At 60.2% G+C, this 19840-nt stretch carries 20 protein-coding genes; 8 read left to right on the top strand and 12 right to left on the bottom strand.

All coding sequences use genetic code 11. The features are described 5' to 3' along the window. Positions 1-7: 7 nt before the first annotated feature. Complete coding sequence (hemB, locus tag PFAS1_RS12370) at positions 8-1021, bottom strand: porphobilinogen synthase (protein ID WP_007899362.1); 1014 nt, start codon at positions 1019-1021, stop codon at positions 8-10. 208 nt (positions 1022-1229) lie between these two features. On the opposite strand from hemB, the gene PFAS1_RS12365 reads away from it, so the two are divergent. Next, on the top strand, positions 1230-1853 hold the full coding sequence (locus PFAS1_RS12365; protein ID WP_074871857.1) for a DedA family protein: 624 nt from the start codon (positions 1230-1232) through the stop codon (positions 1851-1853). Here the strand turns inward: PFAS1_RS12365 and PFAS1_RS12360 are convergent. Then, on the bottom strand, positions 1834-3069 hold the full coding sequence (locus tag PFAS1_RS12360) for a sterol desaturase family protein (protein WP_076029340.1): 1236 nt from the start codon (positions 3067-3069) through the stop codon (positions 1834-1836). The two genes, PFAS1_RS12365 and PFAS1_RS12360, sit on opposite strands and share 20 nt — an antisense overlap. Before the next feature lie 115 nt (positions 3070-3184). On the opposite strand from PFAS1_RS12360, the gene elbB reads away from it, so the two are divergent. Next, positions 3185-3853 (top strand): isoprenoid biosynthesis glyoxalase ElbB, encoded by a 669-nt coding sequence (gene elbB / locus PFAS1_RS12355; RefSeq protein WP_074871861.1) that lies wholly within the window; start codon positions 3185-3187, stop codon positions 3851-3853. A gap of 107 nt (positions 3854-3960) precedes the next feature. On the opposite strand, the gene PFAS1_RS12350 is transcribed toward elbB, so the two are convergent. Then, entirely contained in the window at positions 3961-4416 is a 456-nt protein-coding gene (locus PFAS1_RS12350; RefSeq protein WP_074871863.1) for a YaiI/YqxD family protein, read from the bottom strand. Between the two features lie 110 nt (positions 4417-4526). Beyond that, positions 4527-6425 (bottom strand): FTR1 family protein, encoded by a 1899-nt coding sequence (locus tag PFAS1_RS12345; RefSeq protein ID WP_076029339.1) that lies wholly within the window; start codon positions 6423-6425, stop codon positions 4527-4529. A 317-nt stretch (positions 6426-6742) separates the two neighbouring features. Between PFAS1_RS12345 and PFAS1_RS12340 the strand changes: the two genes are divergently transcribed. Genes PFAS1_RS12340 through PFAS1_RS12325 form a run of 4 tightly spaced genes read left to right on the top strand, consistent with a single transcriptional unit; the run spans position 6743 to position 9898 of the window. After that, positions 6743-8137, top strand: coding sequence for a COG3014 family protein (locus tag PFAS1_RS12340; protein WP_076029338.1), 1395 nt, complete (start codon positions 6743-6745; stop codon positions 8135-8137). 15 nt (positions 8138-8152) lie between these two features. Then, positions 8153-8524 (top strand): YcfL family putative periplasmic lipoprotein, encoded by a 372-nt coding sequence (locus PFAS1_RS12335; protein WP_076029337.1) that lies wholly within the window; start codon positions 8153-8155, stop codon positions 8522-8524. 39 nt (positions 8525-8563) lie between these two features. Beyond that, entirely contained in the window at positions 8564-9151 is a 588-nt protein-coding gene (lpoB, locus tag PFAS1_RS12330) for a penicillin-binding protein activator LpoB (RefSeq protein WP_076029336.1), read from the top strand. Between the two features lie 3 nt (positions 9152-9154). Then, complete coding sequence (locus tag PFAS1_RS12325; RefSeq protein WP_076029335.1) at positions 9155-9898, top strand: penicillin-binding protein activator LpoB; 744 nt, start codon at positions 9155-9157, stop codon at positions 9896-9898. Between the two features lie 214 nt (positions 9899-10112). Here the strand turns inward: PFAS1_RS12325 and PFAS1_RS12320 are convergent, their stop codons facing one another. The 3 genes from PFAS1_RS12320 to PFAS1_RS12310 form a co-directional block, all read right to left on the bottom strand. Beyond that, positions 10113-10745 carry a LysE family transporter gene (locus PFAS1_RS12320; RefSeq protein ID WP_076029334.1) on the bottom strand — a complete coding sequence of 211 codons (633 nt, stop codon included), beginning with the start codon at positions 10743-10745 and terminating at the stop codon, positions 10113-10115. A gap of 238 nt (positions 10746-10983) precedes the next feature. Continuing rightward, a complete protein-coding gene (locus PFAS1_RS12315) occupies positions 10984-11565 on the bottom strand; it encodes a mechanosensitive ion channel family protein (protein WP_076029333.1) in 582 nt (193 codons plus the stop codon). Beyond that, positions 11565-13475 (bottom strand): ATP-binding cassette domain-containing protein, encoded by a 1911-nt coding sequence (locus PFAS1_RS12310; protein ID WP_074871876.1) that lies wholly within the window; start codon positions 13473-13475, stop codon positions 11565-11567. Before PFAS1_RS12310 ends, PFAS1_RS12315 begins: the two co-directional genes overlap by 1 nt. Positions 13476-13525: 50 nt before the next feature. Here PFAS1_RS12310 and PFAS1_RS12305 point away from each other — a divergent pair, with 50 nt between their 5' ends. After that, entirely contained in the window at positions 13526-13990 is a 465-nt protein-coding gene (locus PFAS1_RS12305; RefSeq protein ID WP_076029332.1) for a TIGR02444 family protein, read from the top strand. On the opposite strand, the gene PFAS1_RS12300 is transcribed toward PFAS1_RS12305, so the two are convergent. Further along, complete coding sequence (locus PFAS1_RS12300) at positions 13987-15108, bottom strand: AlgP family protein (RefSeq protein WP_076029331.1); 1122 nt, start codon at positions 15106-15108, stop codon at positions 13987-13989. The two genes, PFAS1_RS12305 and PFAS1_RS12300, sit on opposite strands and share 4 nt — an antisense overlap. Before the next feature lie 192 nt (positions 15109-15300). On the opposite strand from PFAS1_RS12300, the gene PFAS1_RS12295 reads away from it, so the two are divergent. Then, positions 15301-15966: an FKBP-type peptidyl-prolyl cis-trans isomerase gene (locus PFAS1_RS12295; RefSeq protein ID WP_076029330.1), complete on the top strand. Its 666-nt coding sequence runs from the start codon at positions 15301-15303 to the stop codon at positions 15964-15966. A gap of 63 nt (positions 15967-16029) precedes the next feature. Here PFAS1_RS12295 and PFAS1_RS12290 read toward each other — a convergent pair whose 3' ends face one another. From PFAS1_RS12290 to PFAS1_RS12275, 4 genes are all read right to left on the bottom strand, one after another. Beyond that, positions 16030-16488 (bottom strand): Rsd/AlgQ family anti-sigma factor, encoded by a 459-nt coding sequence (locus PFAS1_RS12290; protein ID WP_033053386.1) that lies wholly within the window; start codon positions 16486-16488, stop codon positions 16030-16032. 178 nt (positions 16489-16666) lie between these two features. Continuing rightward, positions 16667-17218, bottom strand: coding sequence for a disulfide bond formation protein B (locus PFAS1_RS12285; RefSeq protein ID WP_074871884.1), 552 nt, complete (start codon positions 17216-17218; stop codon positions 16667-16669). Between the two features lie 229 nt (positions 17219-17447). Further along, a complete protein-coding gene (locus PFAS1_RS12280) occupies positions 17448-18686 on the bottom strand; it encodes a heme biosynthesis protein HemY (RefSeq protein WP_074871886.1) in 1239 nt (412 codons plus the stop codon). Next, positions 18683-19837, bottom strand: a complete 1155-nt coding sequence (locus PFAS1_RS12275) for a uroporphyrinogen-III C-methyltransferase (RefSeq protein ID WP_076029329.1) — start codon at positions 19835-19837, stop codon at positions 18683-18685. Before PFAS1_RS12275 ends, PFAS1_RS12280 begins: the two co-directional genes overlap by 4 nt. Positions 19838-19840 lie beyond the last annotated feature (3 nt).

The raw sequence follows: 19840 nt of genomic DNA, 5'->3' as shown, positions 1-19840 counted from the left end.
GGGAGGGCTATTTTTGCTCTCGTAACAATTGAGCAGCACGGACGGCAAAGTACGTCAGGATGCCATCAGCGCCTGCACGTTTAAAAGCGGTCAGGGATTCGAGGATAACCCCTTCGCTCAACCAGCCATTCTGGATCGCCGCCATGTGCATGGCATATTCACCGCTGACCTGATAGACAAAGGTCGGCACTTTAAATTCTTCTTTGACCCGGTAAAGGATGTCCAGATACGGCATGCCTGGCTTGACCATGACCATGTCCGCGCCTTCTGACAAGTCCGCCGCCACTTCGTGCAGGGCTTCGTTGCTGTTGGCCGGGTCCATCTGATAGGAAGCCTTGTTGGCCTTGCCCAGGTTCAGCGCCGAACCGACCGCATCGCGGAACGGGCCGTAATAGGCACTGGCGTACTTCGCCGAGTAGGCCATGATCCGCACGTTGACGTGATCGGCCAGCTCCAGCGCTTCGCGGATCGCCTGGATGCGACCGTCCATCATGTCCGACGGGGCCACCACCTGAGCGCCGGCTTCGGCGTGGGACAGCGCCTGCTTGACCAGTGCGTCGACGGTGATGTCGTTTTGCACGTAGCCTTCTTCGTCGAGGATGCCGTCCTGGCCATGAGTGGTGAACGGGTCCAGGGCGACGTCAGTGATCACACCCAACTCCGGGAACCGGTCACGCAGGGCGCGGGTGGCGCGCTGGGCGATGCCGTTGGGGTTCCAGGCTTCGGCGGCGTCCAGAGACTTGAGCTCTGGTGGCGTCACCGGGAACAGCGCCAGTGCCGGAATCCCCAGCTCGACCCACTTGGCCGCTTCTTCAAGCAACAGATCGATGGTCAGGCGCTCGACGCCCGGCATCGACGCCACCGCTTCGCGACGGTTTTCACCGTCCAGCACGAACACCGGCAGGATCAAATCATCGACGGTCAGAACGTTTTCACGGACCAGTCGACGCGAGAAATCATCACGGCGATTGCGACGCAGGCGGGTTGCTGGAAACAAGCGGTTGGCGGGGGTAAAGCTCACGGCAGACTCCTGAGCCCGCGTTGGCGGGCGAGCGTGACAGTTATAAGCGGCCATTATGACGAACACATGACAGTTGTGCTTAGCCCTGTGACACGTAGCCGCATTCCATTGTCCTTGTAGGAAATGTTCACGTCGAGACACATTTGGACACTTTCATGAATGTTCCCGAAGGGTTAGGCTGCGCGTTCATTTCGCCAGCATCCAGACAATGCTCCAACAATTTCTTCAGGAATTCGGCTACTTCGCCCTCTTTCTCGGCACGTTTTTCGAAGGCGAAACCATTCTGGTGCTCGCAGGCTTCCTCGCGTTCCGCGGATACATGGACCTCAAAGTGGTGATGATCGTGGCGTTCCTCGGCAGTTATGCCGGTGATCAGCTGTGGTATTTCCTGGGGCGCAAGCACGGCCGCAAGTTGCTGGCACGCAAACCGCGCTGGCAATTGATGGGCGACCGGGCACTGGAACACATCCGCCGGCACCCGGACATCTGGGTACTGAGCTTCCGCTTTGTCTATGGCCTGCGCACGGTGATGCCGGTGGCGATCGGCCTGTCGGGCTATCCGCCAGGACGTTATCTGCTGCTCAACGGGATTGGTGCCGCGATCTGGGCCACCGCGCTGGCTGCCGCCGCCTATCACTTCGGCGCGGTACTCGAAGGCATGCTCGGCAGCGTCAAGAAGTACGAGCTGTGGGTGCTTGGCGCCCTGCTGGTATTGGGCTTTTGCCTGTGGTTGCGCCGACGCCTCAAGAACGCCCGTCTGGCGAAGAAGATCTACGCCGACGAGCAAGCCGCACTGGCCAAATCTGCCGAGACTAAGACGCCAGCCGAGTGAAACGGTTTCTGCAACAGTAGAGACCGATTCCGCTGAGCAGGCTGTAACTCAGCAGGCCGACCCAGCCTGCCGCGCTGGCCGGCCACAGCCCAACGACCGGCGCCAGCCACACCAGCGGCACATTCGACGCCAGGCGCAGCAGCTCCAGCTTCAGCGCCCACGGGCGATTCTCCAGGGCCACGCCCAACGTAAACAACCCCAGCGCCACGGCACTCCAGCCGAGCACCAGCGCGGCGGTTGGCAAACCCTGCTCCAGGTTCATCAAGTAGCTGCCCAGCGCGATGTAGACGCAGAACTGCAACACGACGTACAGCTGCTGACGCCCGTCAAGCGGCACCTCGAATTTACGGAACTGACTCAGGTCAGGCTTGTTCATCGGGTATCTGGCCGCCACGTCAGCCGGCCGCCAACCGGTGCGCATAAACCAGATGCGCACCTTGTCCCATTTGCTTTGCGCACGCCGCGCGTCATCCCACAGCTGCGCGTAGAACTGCACGTTCGCCCACAACGGGTTCCAGCTTGCGAGCGGCGTGGTCACACCGAAAATCACCGGCTCGTTGTCGTCCTCTTCCTGAAACGAGCCAAATAGACGGTCCCAAATAATGAACACCCCGCCGTAGTTGCGATCCATGTAGAGAGCGTTCTGTGCATGGTGGGCCCGATGATTGGACGGCGTGACGAAGAACCACTCGAACCAGCCGAGCTTGGGAATGTGTTTGGTATGCACCCAGAATTGGTACAGCAGGTTCAGCGAGGCGACGCTGATGAACACCATCAGCGGCACGCCGAGCACGGCCATCGGCAGGTAGAAAACCCAGCTCAACAGGAAGCCGGTACTGGTCTGGCGCAACGCCGTGGACAGGTTGTAGTCCTCGCTCTGGTGATGCACCGAATGCGCCGCCCAGAGAATGTTGCGTTCATGGCCCATGCGATGCAGCCAGTAATAGCAGAAGTCGTAGAGGACGAAGGCGAATACCCAGACCCAAACGCTGTCGGCCGAGAGTTCGAACAGCGCCAGGTGCTTGAGGGCAAACGCATACGTCACCAGGCCGACGCCTTTGGTCAACAGGCCGGTGGTGGTCGACAGCACGCCGGTGCTTATGCTGTTGATCGCATCCGCCACGCGATAATTGCTCACCCCGCGCCAACGGTCGGCCAGCAGTTCGACGGCAATCAGCACAAAGAAAAACGGCACCGCATACAGAATGAAGTCCATGACGCGCCCTGATCGGAATCTTGAGGACAGATCCTAGGTGTAGCCGCGAATTAACCCTATGGCAACGAGTGACAAATTAGTGGACATTTAACGCCATGAATCTGGAGAAAAGCCCATGAGCAAAAAAATTGCAGTGATCCTGTCCGGCTGTGGCGTATACGACGGCGCCGAGATCCACGAAAGTGTGATCACCCTGCTGCGTCTGGACCAGCGGGGGGCTCAGGTGCAGTGTTTCGCGCCGAACATCGCGCAGTTGCACGTGATCAATCACCTGACCGGCGAAGAAATGCCCGAGTCGCGCAATGTGCTGGTGGAATCGGCGCGGATCGCCCGGGGCAACATCAAGGATATCCGCGAAGCCAGCGTCGAAGACTTCGATGCGCTGATCGTTCCCGGCGGATTTGGATCGGCCAAGAACCTGTCGAACTTTGCCGTCGAAGGCGCCGGATGCAGCGTTCAGCCTGACGTCCTGGCGTTGACCGAAGCGTTCGCCGAGGCCGGCAAGCCGGTCGGGCTGATCTGCATCTCGCCGGCGCTCGCGGCGAAAATCTATGGACCGGGCGTGACCTGCACCATCGGCAATGACGCCGATACCGCCGCCGCCATGAACAAGATGGGCGCCACCCACGCCGACTGCGCAGTGACTGACATCGTCGAAGACAAGGCGCGCAAACTGGTCAGCACCCCGGCGTACATGCTGGCGCAGAGCATCAGCGAAGCGGCGTCGGGCATCAACAAACTGGTCGACCGCGTGCTCGAACTGACCCACGAAAACGACGCCTGACCTGATCGTTCCCACGCTCTGCGTGGAAATGCAGCCCGGGACGCTCCGCGTCCCAAAGCGGACGCAGAGCGTCCAGTTAGGCATTCCCACGCAGAGCGTGGGAACGATCAGTGTGAACGGGTAAGCCGCGTGAGGATCCGGTCCAGCGCATTGGCAAACGCCTGCTTCTCGCGCTCGCCAAAGGGTGCTGGCCCGCCGCTCATTTGCCCTTGTTCACGTAGATCGGTAAACAGGTTCCGCACCGCCAACCGGTCGCCCATGTTCTGCGTATCGAACTCTTTGCCCCGTGGATCCAGCGCCGCAACGCCCTTTTTCACCAGACGGTCGGCCAGCGGCACATCGCTGCAGATCACCAATTCGCCAGGGACCGCGTGCTCCACCAGATAGTCGTCGGCCGCATCCGGGCCGCTGGGCACTACGATCAACTTCACCAGCGCCAAGCCCGGCTTGATCTGCGGCTGTCCGGCCACCAGCACCACTTCGAACTGGCGCTTGAGGGCGAACTTCACCACCAGATCCTTGGCCGCCCGGGGGCAGGCGTCGGCATCGATCCACACGCGCATTGTGTTTTCCTCTTCCAAAAAAAATCGCGAGCAGGCTCGCTCCCACAGGTTATACGCAATTCCTGTGGGAGCGAGCCTGCTCGCGATTGTGAGCGAAGCGAATGCTGTTGTTAAGAAACCTGCACCCGCCGCTTCTCGGCTATCCGACTACGGCTATACAGCACGATGATCGCGATAATCGCCACCGCCTGCGCACTCAGCGAATACGCGTCAGCATGGATCCCCAGCCAGTCGAAGTCAAAGAACGGCACCGGCCGGGTGCCGAAAATCCCGGCTTCCTGCAATGCCTTCACGCCATGCCCGGCAAACACCACCGACAACGCGCACAACAGACCGGCGTTGATGCTGAAGAACAACGACAGCGGCAGTTTCGCCGAACCGCGCAGGATCACCCAGGCCAGCCCCACCAACATGACCAACGCCGTCGCACCACCCGCCAGTACCGCGTTATGGCCCGCGGGACCTGCCTGCAACCAAAGGGTCTCGTAGAACAGAATCACTTCAAACAGTTCGCGATACACCGAGAAGAACGCCAGCGTCGCAAACCCGAAACGACCACCGCCGCCCACCAAGCTGCTCTTGATGTAATCCTGCCAGGCCGCCGCGTGACGACGGTCGTGCATCCACACGCCAAGCCAAAGCACCATGACAGCGGCGAACAACGCCGTCGCACCTTCCAGCAGTTCGCGTTGCGAGCCGCTGACATCGATCACGTACGCCGCCAGCGCCCAGGTCGCCAGACCTGCCAGCAGCGCCAGTCCCCAACCGACGTTGACGCTGCGCACCGCCGATTGCTGGCCGGTATTGCGCAGGAACGCGAGGATCGCCGCCAGCACCAGAATCGCTTCCAGGCCTTCGCGCAACAGAATCAACAAACCGGAAATGTAGCTCAGGGACCAACTCAAACCATCGCTGCCCAACAGGCTGGCGGCTTCCTTCAACTTGGCGTTGGCTGCATCCAGACGCTGCTGGACTTGGGCCACCGGCAAGCCGTCCTGCAACGACTGACGGTACGCCATCAGCGATTTTTCGGTGTCTTTGCGCACGTTGGCGTCGACGTTGTCCAGCGAGCTTTCGACCAACTCGAAGCCTTCCAGGTACGCCGCTACCGACAAGTCATAAGCCTGATCGTGATCGCCCGCGCGGTAGGCTGCGATGCTCTTGTCCAGGGTGGCCGCCGTGTAATCAAGCAACTGCCCCGGACCACGCTTGACCAGCGGCGGTTGCGCTCGCTGGGCACGGAAGGTGGCAGCCGCCTGAGGACCTTCAGCGGCCTGCACTTCGGCTGGCGTCTGACGGGCGAGGTCGGCGATGTTGTAGGATTTCTCGGATTTTGCCGCGGTCGGGTCGGCACTGAAGCTCGCGATGTAGGTCGCCAGATCCCAACGTTGACGATCATCCAGTTGATCGGCGAAGGCCGGCATGTCGGTGCCTTCGACGCCCATTCCCAAGGTGTTGTAGATCGCGTAGAGGCTCAGTCGGTCCAGTCGCGCAGCATCGCGCAGATTGGCTGGCGGCGGCGTCATGCCGACACCCGCCGGGCCGTCACCGGCGCCCGTATCGCCATGACACACCGAACATTGCTGGGCATATAGCGGTGCGCCGCGAGTCGGGTCCGGGGTGATGACCGGAGCCTGGCTGACTTCATAGGTCACCGCCAGTCTGGCCCCCAGCTGACGTGCCTGACGGGCAACCTCCGCGCCATCCTTGCGAGCAGCGATGGCAGCGCCAAGGCTGTCGACGCCCTGCTCCAGCTCTGCGCGTTCGGGTTTGGCCGGCAAATCGGCGATCAAACCTTGCAACACTTTCAGGAGTTCCTGCTGTTCGCGGTATTCAGACTCATCGATGACGTTGCCCGCCTCCACCGTCGCCGGGTAATCGGCGCCGATGTAATCGAGCAGATGCAGGGCCTTGGGCGCACCTTCCGCGGTTTCGGCCAGCGCATTGAAGCTGCAGAACGCGATCATTGGCAGCACGAGCCACGCCAGAAAACGAGAGGAGGCAATCATGAATAACTCTCAAATGGAAATACGAAGTAACACATTGTTCACTCTCAATGAGTTTCACTCAAGCTTTGTTGGAGTTTCCTGAGACAGCCATAGGGCGTGCGGCCTGAAATAACTAATGGCACATTTCGGAAATATGAAATTAAAAAGCCATTACATAGCCAGCATCCTTGCTTATAATGCCGCGCCGTCGTTATTGCTAAACGGCATTTAAGCTCCTCTTTTTATGAGGAATTGGCAGGATGCCAACCTTCCCGCCAATAGGTCCCATCAGCCCGGCCAGCATTTGCGGCTGCTTACATTCAGGGAAGAAGTACCCCATGGCATCCCGCGCCCTTACCTCGATCGCGCTCAGCGCTGTCACCTTGCTTGGCGGCTGCTCGGCCTTTCGTAACTACGATTCGGAACTTGCACAAACCAACCAGCAACTGGCTTCCGGCAATGTCGATGCCGCCTTGACCCTGCTGGAAAAGAACAACACCAGCAAAGACAAAGACCTGCTCTATTACTTCGAGAAAGGTGAACTGCTGCGCGCCAAGGGCGACTTGTCCGGCAGCCAGAACGCCTGGTCCAGCGCCGATCAGGTGGTGGGCAAGTGGGAAGATTCGGTCAAGCTTGATACCGGCAAATACCTGGCCCAGTTCGGCAGTTTCGTGGTGAACGACAAGGTCCGTCGCTACGAAGGCTACGACTACGAAAAAGTCATGCTGACCACGCAGATGGCACTCAACCTGCTGGCAGTCAACGACTTCGACGGCGCGCGCATGTCGATCAAAAAGACCCACGAACGCGAAGCCGTAATCGCCGATCTGCGCGACAAGGAATACCTCAAGAGCGAAGAGGAAGCCGAGAAAGAAGGCGTCAAGACCCAGTACAAGGACTTGCAGGGTTACCCGGTCGCCAGCCTCGACGCACCGGAAGTGGTCAGCCTGAAAAACAGCTACCAGAGTGCATTCAGCCACTACCTGGCCGGCTTCGTCTATGAAGCCCTGGGTGAAAAAAACCTGGCTGCGCCGGGCTACCGCAAAGCCGCCGAACTGCGTCCGAACACCCCGCTGCTCGAACAGGCGCTGGTCAATCTCGACAAGCCAGGCGGCAAGAACGATGACAGTGACATCCTGATCGTCGTGCAAAGCGGCCTGGCGCCGTCGCGCGATTCGATCCGCATCCCGTTGCCCTTGCCGATCAGCAACCAATTGGTGATCACGCCACTGTCGTTCCCGATCATCAAGGCGGACACCTCCACCGCCACGCTCAGCCAGATCGGTGTGGATGGACAGCAACTGAACTTGACGCAACTCAACAGCACCACTGCCATGTCTCGTCGCGCCCTGCGTGACGACATGCCGGGCATCATCCTGCGCACCACCGTGCGTGCCGTGACCAAAGGCGTGGCGCAGAAGCAGATCAACGAAACCAACCCGCTGGCGGGCCTGGCGGTGGGTATTTCTTCAGCCGTGCTCGAAGGTGCCGATACCCGTACGTGGCGCACCCTGCCGGACTACACGCAAGTGGTGCGTCTGCGCCTGAAGAAAGGTGAGCACCAAGTCACCCTGCCGAGCGCCGTGGGCGGTTCGGTGGTCAAGGTCACCGTCGATCAGCGCTACCAGGTCATCAGCCTGCGCGCCGTGGGCAATCAGGTGTTCGCCAGCGGCTTGGCCGCGCAGGTGATCCCGAAAGCCAACCCGACCGCCGTGGCCAGCCTCAAACCTTAAGAACGGAGTCTTTGCATGCGTTTCAAATTCATCGCTGTTGTCGCCCTGGCCTTGCTGGCCGGGTGCGCCACCCCGCCACCGCCGGAACCTGGCAGCGCCGCCAGCAAGGTTGTGGCCATGGGCAAGCTCAAGAACATCGTGGTCGGTGCCATGCGCGTCGCCCGGGAAAACGGCTTCATGACGGTCAATGCACAGTTGAGCAACACCAGCTTCAACAACAAGACTTTCTACTACCGTTTTGCCTGGCTCGGCCCTGAGGGCTTCCCCGTCGCCGAAGAAGAAACCTGGAAAAGCCAGATGATGTACGGCGAGCAGACCAGCTTCATCCAAGCGATCGCGCCAACCGCCAAGGCCGTGGATTTCCGTCTCGAAATCAAAACGCCTTAAGCCCGACACCCTATTCGTTCAGTTCCAGAGAGCATTCCCATGTTTGCACGTTTTTCGTTCATCGCCGTCTTCGCCCTCCTGGCCAGCGGCTGCGCCAACACTTCGCCGACCCTGGGCAGCAAAAGCATCAGCTACGGCGACACCAAGGCTGTGGAAACCGTGACCAACGAGTTCGGTTCCACGGACCTGCAGATGATCGCCGAGTCCATGACCCGTTCCCTGGCCCAATCCGGCATCATGCAGGGTCGTCCGGTGGTTCAGGTCTACGACGTGAAGAACAAGACCAGCGAATACATCGATACTCGTGAAATCACCACCAGCATCAAGACCCAGCTGATGAAAACCGGTGTCGCGCGCTTCGCCAGCGATAACAACGCGATGCAGAGCCAGGTTGACCAGCTCAAGCTGCAAAACCAGAGCGGCCTGTACAAGAAGAGCACGGTAGCCAAGACCGGCAACATGATCGCCGCCAAATACCGTATCGAAGGTTCGATCAGCTCGATCGTCAAGCGCAGCAGTGACTACAAGGACGTCTTCTACAAATTCAGCCTGCAATTGATTGACGTTGAAAGCGGTCTGGCCGAGTGGATGGACGAGAAAGAGATCCGCAAGACCACGGAGCGTTAATCAATGCGCGCATGGATTGGCATGATGGCCCTGGCTTGCGCGTTCAGCGTGCAAGCGGCCCCGAAAGTCGCAGTGACGGACCTCGCGTATCAGGAGCGAGTGGAGCAGTACATCCACATCGTTTCGGCACAGAGCAACCACATCCAGAGTTACTACGGCGCCAGCGGCTCGTCGAGCTACAACGAAATCGAAGCCACCAGCAGCTACATCGAACAGGGTGAATTGCGCAAATTCACGGGCGACATCAAGGGCGAGATTCTTCGTACCGGCATGTTCCAGCTGGTCCAGGGCACGCCTTACACTTCGGCGTCCAAGGGTGACGTCTATGACGTGATCAAGCGAATCAAGGCCGGCAACTTCAAAGGCGCGGACTACGTGTTGTTCGGCACCGTGTCGGACATCGACTTCAACAAGGACATCAACGAGCTCGCCAACACCGACAGCTATTCGGCGGTGCTGGCGTTGACCCTGGTGGCGGATTTCAGCCTGATCAACACCAAGACCTTCGAAATCACCTCGGCCTTCACGGCGATGGGCGAAGGTCAGGACACCAAACTGATGAACCATCGGGACATCCGTGTCTCGCTGAACCGTCCGCGGGTGGTGCGTGACGTGTCCAAGTCCTTGGGAGAGGACGTGGCAGGGCAACTGAGCCAACAGCTCGGCGGCGGTGGTTACGAGCAGCCGGAGCAAGCGCCGCGGCGTAACAACCTGCCAGCGGACATAGCGCCGGTCATTCTGCGCTGACCCTCCGGAAAACGAAAAAGGCGACCCAAAGGGTCGCCTTTTTTATGCTTGCTCTTATGCCCATCAAATAAATCTGAACCGTACTGAGTCCTAATGTGGCGAGGGAGCTTGCTCCCGCTCGAGTGCGTAGCGCTCGCAATATTTGGGGGCCGCTTCGCAACCCAGCGCGAGCAAGCTCGCTCGCCACATTAGGTCGCGTTTGTACCCGAGAGTTTTACACCGCCGCTTTGCGAAGCGTCGCCATGAACGCCGCCGCGCCAATGAACAGCCCGGCAAATGTGCGATTCATGCGTCTCTGCTGCTTGGGCGTGCGCAACATCCGCAGCACCTTCGCTGCCAGCCCGGTGTAACCGGCCATGACGATCAGGTCGACGCAGATCATGGTCATACCTAGGATCAGGTACTGCGCCACCAGCGGTGCATGTGGATCGATGAATTGCGGCAGCACCGCGAGCATGAACACCAACGCCTTGGGATTGCTGACGTTCACCAGGAAACCGCGGAACACCAGCGCCATCGGCTTGCCGATTTGCCGGACTGCCGCATCGTCGCTCATGTCATTGGGCAGCGCGCGCCATTGCTTGACCGCCAGGTAAACCAGATAAGCCACGCCAAACCATTTGATCGCGTAGAAAGCAGTGGCCGAAGCCGCGAGGATCGCGCCGACACCGGCGGCGACAATCGCAATCTGCAACGCCAGACCCAGTTGCAGGCCCAGGGCGTTCCAGTAACCGCGCCAGAATCCGTATCGCAGACCGCTGGACATCGACGCAATGGCGCCAGCACCGGGAGACAGACTGATCACCCAGCAGGCGGCAAAAAACGCCAGCCATGTTTGAAGCACCATCGCACACCTCGACTCAGACTCGTGACAGACGTCTAAGCTAATGCGGCTTTGGGCCGATGACTACCGATTTTTTGCAGGACAGGGTGGACTGCCGACCAGCGTTTATGGCTGTAAGGCCTCATCGCGAGCAAGCCCGCTCCCACAGGGGATCTTCAGCGAACACAAAAAATGTGAACACCATCCATCTAATGTGGGAGCGGGCTTGCTCGCGAAAGCGGTATGTCAGGCAACAGAAGGCTTACTTTTCGAAACCGCTGGAAGGAAACACATCGCTGCCGCGCCAGCGTCGAACCGAGCGCTGGAAGAACAGGCTGTTGGGCACTTGCACCATGGCGCTGCCGGTACCGAGTTCTTCGGCTTCGATCAGCGTGGTATAGAGCAGATTGATCGCCACCACCCGGCCTTTGACGCCAGGCTTGTCGGTGGTGTCCACCAATTCGACCACATCACCGATCCGAAACGGGCCGACGGTGAAGATCAGGATCGCGCACAGCAGATTGGAGAGCACGCTCCACATGGCGAAGAACGCCACGGCCGCTACCGCGACAAACCCGGACAACGCGGTCCAGAGCACCGTCGCCGAAACGCCGAGGCGCTCCAGCACGAAGATCAGCGCGCTGCCCATGATCAGCCAGCGCAAACCACCGCGTAGCGGCATGAAAAATTGCGGCGGAAACGGATAGCGTTCGCCCAGGCGAGTCAGGCATTTAGCGACAACCCGCTGGGCGATATAACCGGCCAGCAGGATCAGCAGAATTTGCACGACCAGCCAGAGCGGCTCGCCCCACCCAGCCGGCAGCGGCAACTTGAAGGCTTCCATCAGGACAGAGCCTCCAGCTCCGCCTGCATGCTTTCAAGCAACTCCAGCGCTTCCATCCAGGCTTCTTCCAGTTCGGCTTCACGGACCTTCAGCTTGGCCTGTTCGGCCAGCAGATCACGCAAATCGTTTTTGCGCGCCGGCTCGTAAATGTCGCTGTCGCCGAGGCTGGCATCGATCTTCGCCAGTTTCTCGTGCAGCTTGCCCAGCTCGGCTTCGAGCTTGTCAGCCTCGCGCTTGTGCGGTGCCAGTTGCTGACGCAACGCGGCTGCCGCCTGGCGCTGGGCCTTCTTGTCGGTCTTGTCCGGATTGACCGGCGTATTGCTGACCGGGGCGTTGCGCTGACGGTAGTCCACCAGCCAACGGGTGTAGTCTTCCAGGTCGCCGTCGAATTCCTCGACCTTGCCGTCCGCCACCAGATAGAAATTGTCAGTGGTGCTTTTGAGCAAATGGCGATCGTGGGAGACCACCAGTACCGCGCCACTGAATTCCTGAAGAGCCATGGTCAGCGCCAGGCGCATTTCCAGGTCCAGGTGGTTGGTCGGTTCGTCGAGCAGCAACAGGTTCGGCCGGCCCCAGGCGATCAACGCCAGCGCCAGACGGGCCTTTTCGCCACCGGAGAAGTTCAGCACCGGCTCATCGATCCGCGCACCGCGGAAATCGAAACCACCGAGGAAGTCGCGCAGCGTCTGCTCGCGCTCGGTCGGCGCCAGGCGCTGCATGTGCAGCAACGGGCTGGCCTTGGAGTCGAGGGAGTCCAGCTGATGCTGGGCGAAGTAGCCAACGACGGTGTTCTCGCCACGGGTCAGTCGGCCGGACAACGGCTCGAGTTCACCGGCAAGGTTTTTGATCAGAGTCGACTTACCGGCACCGTTCGGGCCAAGCAAACCGATCCGCGCACCGGGGATCAATTGCAATTTGACCTTCTCCAGCACGGCGCGCTCGCCGTAACCCAGTCGGGCGTCGGAGAGGTCAATCAACGGGCTGGAGATTTTCACCGATTCGCGGAAGACAAAATCGAATGGCGAATCGACGTGGGCGGCGGACAGCTCTTCCATCCGCTCCAGCGCCTTGATCCGGCTCTGGGCCTGACGGGCCTTGGTGGCCTGGGCCTTGAAACGGGCGATGTAGCTTTCCATGTGCGCCCGTTGCGCCTGCTGCTTCTCGTAGGCCTGCTGTTGCTGGGCCAGACGTTCGGCGCGAGCGCGTTCGAAGGCGCTGTAACCACCGCGATACAAGGTGATCTTGCGCTGATCGACGTGGGCCACGTGATCGACCACGGCATCGAGGAAATCCCGGTCGTGGGAAATCAACATCAAGGTGCCGGGATAGCTTTTGAGCCATTCTTCGAGCCAGATGATGGCGTCGAGGTCCAAGTGGTTGGTCGGTTCGTCGAGCAGCAGAAGGTCCGAGGGGCACATCAAAGCCTGCGCCAGGTTCAGACGCATCCGCCAACCGCCAGAGAAATCTCCTACCTGGCGATCCATCTGTTCATTGGTGAACCCAAGGCCGGCCAGCAGTTTTCGGGCCCGGGCATCGGCGGTGTAACCGTCGGCGCTGTCGAGTTCCGAGTGCAGGCGGGCCTGAGCGGTACCGTCATGGGCCGCTTCGGCTGCCGCGAGGTCGCGTTGCACCTCGCGCAGGCGCAGGTCGCCATCGAGCACATAGTCGACCGCCACCCGATCGAGAGTGTCGATCTCCTGGCGCATGTGGGCGATGCGCCAGTCCGCCGGCAAGAAGCAATCACCCGAGTCCGGGTGCAGGTCACCCAGAAGCAAGGCGAACAGGCTCGATTTGCCGGCGCCGTTGGCACCGATGAGGCCGGCTTTGTGGCCGGCGTGCAGGGTCAGCTCGGCGTCTTCTAGCAGACGTTGCGGGCCACGCTGTAAAGTCAGGTTCTGAAGTCGAATCATAATGGCGGCGGAGTCTACCAGCTTCGCTCGCAACTGGCGCGAGTAGCACTATGTCCTCTGACCTGTGGAGCTTTTCCCTTAGTACTTACGCCCGTCCCGGCGTTGAACCCGCGTGCCTGCAATTGCAGTCGGCGGGTATCAATGTGTGCTTGCTGCTGTGCGGGCTGTGGCTGGGAGAACGTGGCGTCACCTGTAACGAGCACCGATTGCAGCAATTGCGTAGCGTGGCCGAGCCGTGGGACGCAGACGTGGTGCAACCGCTGCGAGCCTTGCGGGTGAATTGGAAAGTCGTTGCCACTGACGATAGCGAACTGAATGCGTTACGCGAACAAGTGAAGGCACTCGAGCTGCAAGCCGAGCGACATCTGTTGGTGCGACTGGATCGATTGGCGTTGAGTTGGCCGCAGGATGAGGCGACCGATCTATCGGCCTGGCTGGAAGGTGTGGCGGCGGGTGCCGTCCACCTGGACCGCGACGCGCTGCATCAGCTGCGCGTCGCGGCAACCGGCACTTAGGAAGCGCTGGTTGGGGTGGTTGCTGCGATCGATGCGGCGGCCGGCGTTGGCGCTGGCGTGGCTGTCGAGGTAGCCGCTGCTAAAGCAGACGTTGCTGCCGGAGCCGGGTTGGCTGGCTTGGCAACTGGCGCGGCGGCTGGCTTGGCGGCAACGGGTTTTTTCACCGCTGGTTTTGCAGCCGGTTTGGCAGCGGCAGGTTTGGCTACTGGTTTCGCTGCGGCAGGTTTTGCAGCAGTGGCTGGCTTGGCTGCGGCAGGTTTTGCAGCAGCAGTTTTGGCAGCCGGTTTGGCTGCAGCTTTTGCAGCTGGTTTTGCAGCTGGTTTTGCAGCTGGCTTGGCCGCAGTTTTAGTCGCGACTGATTTCGCGGCAGGCTTGGCAGCAGGTTTCGCAGCGGCAGTTTTTGCAGCCGGTTTGGCAGCTGTTTTCGTCGCTGCAGTTTTCGCCACCGCGGATTTAGCAGCAGCGGTTCTTGCAGCCGGTTTAGCGGCAGCTGTTTTGGCAGCGGCTGGCTTGGCGGCAGGTTTGGCAGCGGCTGTTTTAGCCGCCGGTTTCGCAGCGCTGGCAGCGACTGGTTTTTTCGCCGCAGGTTTTGCTGCTGGTTTTGCTGCGGCTTTCACCGGTGCTTTGGCGGCCGGTTTGGCAGCAGGCTTGGCCGGTGCTTTTGCAGCAGCCGGTTTGGCAGCGGCTTTTTTGGCAGGAGCCGCAGCAGGCTTGGCCGAACGCAGGGACAACGCCTTGCCGACAGCCTCTTGTACACGACCGACGCCCTGGGCCAGTTTCAGGCTTTCTTGAGCATCGCGCTTGAGTTGCAGAATGTAGCTGCGAGTTTCGGATTGACGATTCTTGAGGGCATCGAGCAAGTCCTCAAGCTCCTTCACCGCGCCCTTGGCCTTGGCTTGTGCCTTGGCCTTGCCGGCCGCCGCAGCGTCCTGCAATTTGGTACGGGATTTGTGCAGTTTTTCTTGCGCTTTTCCGCGTTGCTTTTCCAGTTTGGCGAGCAGTTTTTCAGCATCAGCCAAGGCTTGGGAACAAGCGTTTTCCAGATGCTCGAGCAAGCTGCCCGAGAGTTGTTGGAGTAAGTGCAACGGGGTATTTACAGGCTTCTTGGTGGCCGACATGGTTTACCTCCTGGCTGACGTGGGTGCGGCTCATACTAGACCTCTGCTGCTACCGCCGCTAGGGCATGTTGACAGTATCCAAAGCGCTGCGTTGCAACGGATTGAAATTCTTCTGCGGTTGCGCAAAACCAGTTCACCGTCGAGCGCATTCACACTGGCATAATCCCCCGCATCTCAGGTCGGAGAGTGCCCATGTCGCGCTACCTTTTTTTATCTCTGTGCGTGTTTTTTTCAGTGGCCCAGGCCGCCGAAAAAACCCAGGGAAATGACACTCATGATCTCTCTTACAGCCTGGGTGCAAGTCTCGGCGAACGCCTGCGCCAGGAGGTTCCTGATCTGCAACTGCAGGCGCTGATCCAAGGCTTGCAACAAGCCTATCAAGGCAAACCCCTGGCACTGAAAGATGAGCAGATCGAACAGATTCTTGCCGAGCACGAAGCCCAGGTCGCCTTGCAACCGAGCATGCCGCAAAGCGAAATCGCCCTCGAAAAAGAGCAGGCTTTTCTCGCCGAGGAAAAAGCCAGACCGGGCGTTCGTGAGCTGGCCGATGGGATATTGCTAACCGAGTTGGCGCCAGGCACGGGTGCCAAAGCCGGCCCCAACGGCAAAGTCCAGGTGCTGTATATCGGCCGACTTCCCGACGGCACGGTGTTCGATCAGAACAGTCAGCCGCAGTGGTTCAGTCTCGACAGCGTGATCAGCGGATGGCGCAGCGCGTTACAGCAAATGCCGGTCGGTGCGAAATGGCGCTTGGTGATTCCATCGGCCGAAGCCTATGGCGCCGAGGGTGCCGGCGACCTGATTGCGCCGTTCACACCGCTGGTATTCGAAGTCGAACTGCGCGGTGTCACAGGCTGAATACCGGAAACGAAAAACGGCGCGCATAGCGCACCGTTTTTGCAGGTCTTGCAGGAAGGAGGTTCAGGCCTGAACCGGGTCTTCTTCCTTGTGAGCGGTGTGCAACACTTCGATCAGACAGTCCTCCAGTTCGAAGCGCTCGTGCAACAGGCCACCCAGCTCTTTGAATTTCTCTGCCACGCATTGACCTGCATCACACAGGTCATTGAACGCCAGCAGTTTCTCGGTGATGACATCGATGCGAGGGTAGATGGTTTCGGCCAACTCAAGCCCGCGAGTGTCACCAAACGCCTTGGCTTCACCGGTCAGCTGTTCGTAGATCTCGAAGTGCCCGGCAGACACGTAATCGACCAGCACGCCGCAGAATTCCTGCAACGGCTTACGGTTCTCACCCAGCGCCTCAGGCTTGGCGCCGAGAGCATCATAGGCCCGAACCAGTTCGTGACGCTCCTGCAACCAGCGATCGATCAGCAGATGCACTCCACCCCAACGTTCCTGAGCATTCTGACAACTTTCGAGCATGGTGATCTCTCTTCCCTTGTGGGTCATGCTGCCCTACACCCGTCGCACACTTGAAAATCAAGTATCGGCCAGGCAGAGCGTCATTCGAGCAACATAATTCCAATGACACGTGCGGGCCAGATTATGCCCGCGCGACAATGGCTTCAAGGTACGCAGGAGATAAAGTTCATACAAGTGTTTAATCACCCGCCAGCGCCCGATGCGACGAACCGCCGCTGAGCGGTCGCTGACACGCTTTCCAGGCAAGACGCAGCAACTGATAAATACCTAAAATCGTCATCGCCATGAAGAGCAGCAGACTCCATTCAGGAATGCTCAGATCGAACAGTGTCCAGGAAATCTCCGCGCACTCGGCCACCCCTTTGAACATCTGTGTCACCTGGCAAAACCAGGGCATGTCCTCGTACGGAACCGCCAGATCAGGCGGACACGTCAACAGCTGATGCGTGGGATCGCTCTGCAGCAAAACCTGGCGCCATGCCGTGATCGTACCCGCCAGACTGCAAAACAGTCCGAGTACCCAATACAGGAAAGACCCGAAGCGGCCGGGCCCATGCACCGAAGCCACGAGGCAGACACCCGTGAGCAACGCGAGGCAAAAGCGCTGCAACAGGCACAACCCGCAAGGCTTGAGGCCGACCGCATATTCCAGGTAATAGGACACGCCCAAGGCCAGGGCACCTGCAATGAAAGCCATGAAAAACAAGGAGCGTGAGCAGGCCAAAGACATGGCATTTCCGTAACAGTAGAGACAGGCGGTTACGGTAGAGGAAAGCGCCGCAGGCTTTCAAGGCAGGCCAGCGGGGACACTTCAACAGAAGTGTAGGGAATTCCCGACAGGAACGAGAGGATTAGGTGTAGTCCTCTGTAGGACTTTGCCGTTTACGGACTACAAAGGGAAAATACCGACAATTTGCAGGCGGCTGGGTCGCTCCTTGGAGCGACCCGTCATCCGCTCTTCAAGCGTGAACAGGAACCGGCAACGGTGCCGCCAACAGGCGCTCGTCCAGCAAACCCAGGCCTTCCTGGAACAACTGATTGCTGCGTTCAGTGTCACCCAGCTGCGCCAGCAGCCGCGCCAGTTCCGCACAGGCTTCCGGGTTTCGCTGCACGCGCAGGCTGCTTTCCAGATAATCCCGCGCCTTGCCCCAAAGGCTGCTTTGCAGACACAAGCGCCCCAGGGTCAGCAGCAGGCTCGGGTCGGCCGGATGATCCTTGAGCCAGCCTTCGGCGGTGTGCAGTTGACGGGCCGGATCGCTGCCGCGAACGAGTCCGTAGAGGCGCGCCAGATGACTGTCGTAGTTGCGTTTGAGCGCTGTTCGCAGGATCTCTTCGGCCTCGACCTGAGCCCCCAGTTGCCGAAGTTGCTCGGCATAAGCGAGCACCAGTTGCGGCTCCTGACGCTGAGCTGAGGTCAGTTGCTGCCAGGCGCGATTGAGCGATTGCAAGCCGACCGTTCCGTCTGCTTCTTGATGCGCCGCCAGGGACAGGTTCTCCCCCCAGGCCCGGCGCTCCAGTTCGGCCAGCTCGGACGCTGGCAGGACCTTGTCCTTGCGTAGCTCCGGCAGCAGGCGAATCACGGCCGACCAGTCGCCGCGCTGTTGGTGCAAGCGCTGCAACTGGCGCAAGGTCTGGACGTTATGAGGATGACGCTCGTGCATGGCTTGCAAGGTCACCAGGGCGCCATCGGTATCGCCGCGGTCGGTCTGGAGTTGCGCGTGACTCAGGGCAATGGCCAACTCTGCCTGGGGCTGTCGCTCCAGAGCGCGCTCGAGCAAATTGTCGCTTTCCTCGTATTGCCCTTGTTCGTTCGCGGCCCGGGCAGCGCCGAGGTAGTAAAGCAGCGGCTGGCGCTCGGCTTCCGCAGCCCGATGCAGATGACGCTGCGCACTGGCCCAGCGACCTTCGGCCAGATCCAGCTGACCGTGTTCAATCGCCACCTGCACCCGGCGACTGCGATTGCGCCGCGACCAGGGATTGACCACGCCGCTGGAGGTCATCACCAGTTCGATCAACGCCTTGATGCCCCAGAACACCAGCCAGAGCACAGCGACCAACGCCAGGGTTGCCCACAGGCTCGATTCGTAACGGAAGCTTTTGTAGGCGATCAGCACGTAACCGGAATGCTCGGCGATCGCCAGCCCCAGCGCGGCAGCAGCGGCGATCACCAGGAACACGATTACATAGAGGCGTTTCATGGCGTCGCCTCCTGAACGGTGTCCGCGGCAGGTTTGGCCATCGGTTTGATCGAGTCCTCGGCGTTGACGTTACGCCGCTCCAGATACCCCTGAACCGCACTCAGCGTGCCGGTCAGGTCTGGCGTGACGACGGTGACCGGTTGCTTGCTCAACTCGCCAACCTGCTCAAGCATCACTTTGCTCTGAGGGTTGTCCGGGTTGAAGTTACCTTTAAGTACGTCCCGCGCTTCGGCCAGCGCCTGGGTATAAACCGCGGCCTGGCCGTTGAGCGCGGCCCATTGCGCCTGCTCCAGCGCCAGGCTCAGGGCCAGGCGCACCTGGCTCAGGCTCTGCCCGGCCAGCAATGGACGCACATTCTTGTCGGCGTTGAAGTCGATGCGGATGTAGCGCGAGACCTGATCCCACCATTGCGCCCAACGACTGGCGCCGTCGCCATCAGCAGTGAGACCCAACAGGGATTCACCACGGTCCTTGTACTCGGGTGCCAGCTCGGTGAGGCTGATCACCTGATCGCGCAACGCCCCCAATCGCAGGAACAGACCGGTGCGATCCGGCTGCTGGGTGCTACGCAATGCCACCAGTGTCTTGGCTACTTGCTCGCGAGCGGCAAAAGAGCCTGGGTCGTTCTGTTCGCGCAGAATTTCATCGGCACCCTGGACCAAAGCCTGGGCACTGCTGATGTCCTGCAACGCGGAAAGACGCAGGCTGGCCAGACGCAGCAGATGCTCGGCCTCGGCCAGGCGCCAATCCTTGCGGCTGGCGCCCAGAACGGTTTCCAGACGTTGGTTCAAGCGTTGCTGATCACCTTGAAGCTGAGTGACCAAACGACTGCGCGCGTCGAGCTCGTCGGCGGCCGGCATTTGTTCCAGGCGAGCCGTCAGGCGTTGTTCATTGAGCTTCAGCTCCTGCGCCTGATCGTTCAATGCCTGGACCTGGCTCAACTGCAGTTGAGTATTGGCTTGCAGGTGACGCACCTGCCAGACACCCCAACCGCCCACGGCAACACCGGCAGCGCCCAGCAGCAGCGCGACGATTGCCAGCCCATTGCCTCGGCGCTGCTCTGCAGCAGGTGGCCCGGTTTCAACCGGTGCTTCAACCGGTGCATCGAGCACTGGCTGGACGTCATCTTTAGGCAAGGCTGTTTCGCTCACGTA

It is taken from the genome of Pseudomonas frederiksbergensis (assembly GCF_001952935.1).
Classification (GTDB): domain Bacteria; phylum Pseudomonadota; class Gammaproteobacteria; order Pseudomonadales; family Pseudomonadaceae; genus Aquipseudomonas; species Aquipseudomonas frederiksbergensis.
Note: the sequence above shows the minus strand (reverse complement) of the source record. Positions and strands in the feature narration are given on the sequence as shown.

What these genes read in the sequence shown, in the direction of transcription:
- PFAS1_RS12290 (WP_033053386.1), bottom strand. Translation starts at nt 16,488, where the DNA reads ATGCTCGAAAGTTGTCAGAATGCTCAGGAACGTTGGGGTGGAGTGCAT.
- PFAS1_RS12365 (WP_074871857.1), top strand. Translation starts at nt 1,230, where the DNA reads ATGCTCCAACAATTTCTTCAGGAATTCGGCTACTTCGCCCTCTTTCTC.
- PFAS1_RS12350 (WP_074871863.1), bottom strand. Translation starts at nt 4,416, where the DNA reads ATGCGCGTGTGGATCGATGCCGACGCCTGCCCCCGGGCGGCCAAGGAT.
- PFAS1_RS12360 (WP_076029340.1), bottom strand. Translation starts at nt 3,069, where the DNA reads ATGGACTTCATTCTGTATGCGGTGCCGTTTTTCTTTGTGCTGATTGCC.
- lpoB (WP_076029336.1), top strand. Translation starts at nt 8,564, where the DNA reads ATGTTTGCACGTTTTTCGTTCATCGCCGTCTTCGCCCTCCTGGCCAGC.
- PFAS1_RS12315 (WP_076029333.1), bottom strand. Translation starts at nt 11,565, where the DNA reads ATGGAAGCCTTCAAGTTGCCGCTGCCGGCTGGGTGGGGCGAGCCGCTC.
- PFAS1_RS12335 (WP_076029337.1), top strand. Translation starts at nt 8,153, where the DNA reads ATGCGTTTCAAATTCATCGCTGTTGTCGCCCTGGCCTTGCTGGCCGGG.
- PFAS1_RS12325 (WP_076029335.1), top strand. Translation starts at nt 9,155, where the DNA reads ATGCGCGCATGGATTGGCATGATGGCCCTGGCTTGCGCGTTCAGCGTG.
- PFAS1_RS12320 (WP_076029334.1), bottom strand. Translation starts at nt 10,745, where the DNA reads ATGGTGCTTCAAACATGGCTGGCGTTTTTTGCCGCCTGCTGGGTGATC.
- PFAS1_RS12345 (WP_076029339.1), bottom strand. Translation starts at nt 6,425, where the DNA reads ATGATTGCCTCCTCTCGTTTTCTGGCGTGGCTCGTGCTGCCAATGATC.
- PFAS1_RS12300 (WP_076029331.1), bottom strand. Translation starts at nt 15,108, where the DNA reads ATGTCGGCCACCAAGAAGCCTGTAAATACCCCGTTGCACTTACTCCAA.
- PFAS1_RS12340 (WP_076029338.1), top strand. Translation starts at nt 6,743, where the DNA reads ATGGCATCCCGCGCCCTTACCTCGATCGCGCTCAGCGCTGTCACCTTG.
- PFAS1_RS12285 (WP_074871884.1), bottom strand. Translation starts at nt 17,218, where the DNA reads ATGTCTTTGGCCTGCTCACGCTCCTTGTTTTTCATGGCTTTCATTGCA.
- PFAS1_RS12310 (WP_074871876.1), bottom strand. Translation starts at nt 13,475, where the DNA reads ATGATTCGACTTCAGAACCTGACTTTACAGCGTGGCCCGCAACGTCTG.
- PFAS1_RS12280 (WP_074871886.1), bottom strand. Translation starts at nt 18,686, where the DNA reads ATGAAACGCCTCTATGTAATCGTGTTCCTGGTGATCGCCGCTGCTGCC.
- PFAS1_RS12305 (WP_076029332.1), top strand. Translation starts at nt 13,526, where the DNA reads ATGTCCTCTGACCTGTGGAGCTTTTCCCTTAGTACTTACGCCCGTCCC.
- PFAS1_RS12295 (WP_076029330.1), top strand. Translation starts at nt 15,301, where the DNA reads ATGTCGCGCTACCTTTTTTTATCTCTGTGCGTGTTTTTTTCAGTGGCC.
- elbB (WP_074871861.1), top strand. Translation starts at nt 3,185, where the DNA reads ATGAGCAAAAAAATTGCAGTGATCCTGTCCGGCTGTGGCGTATACGAC.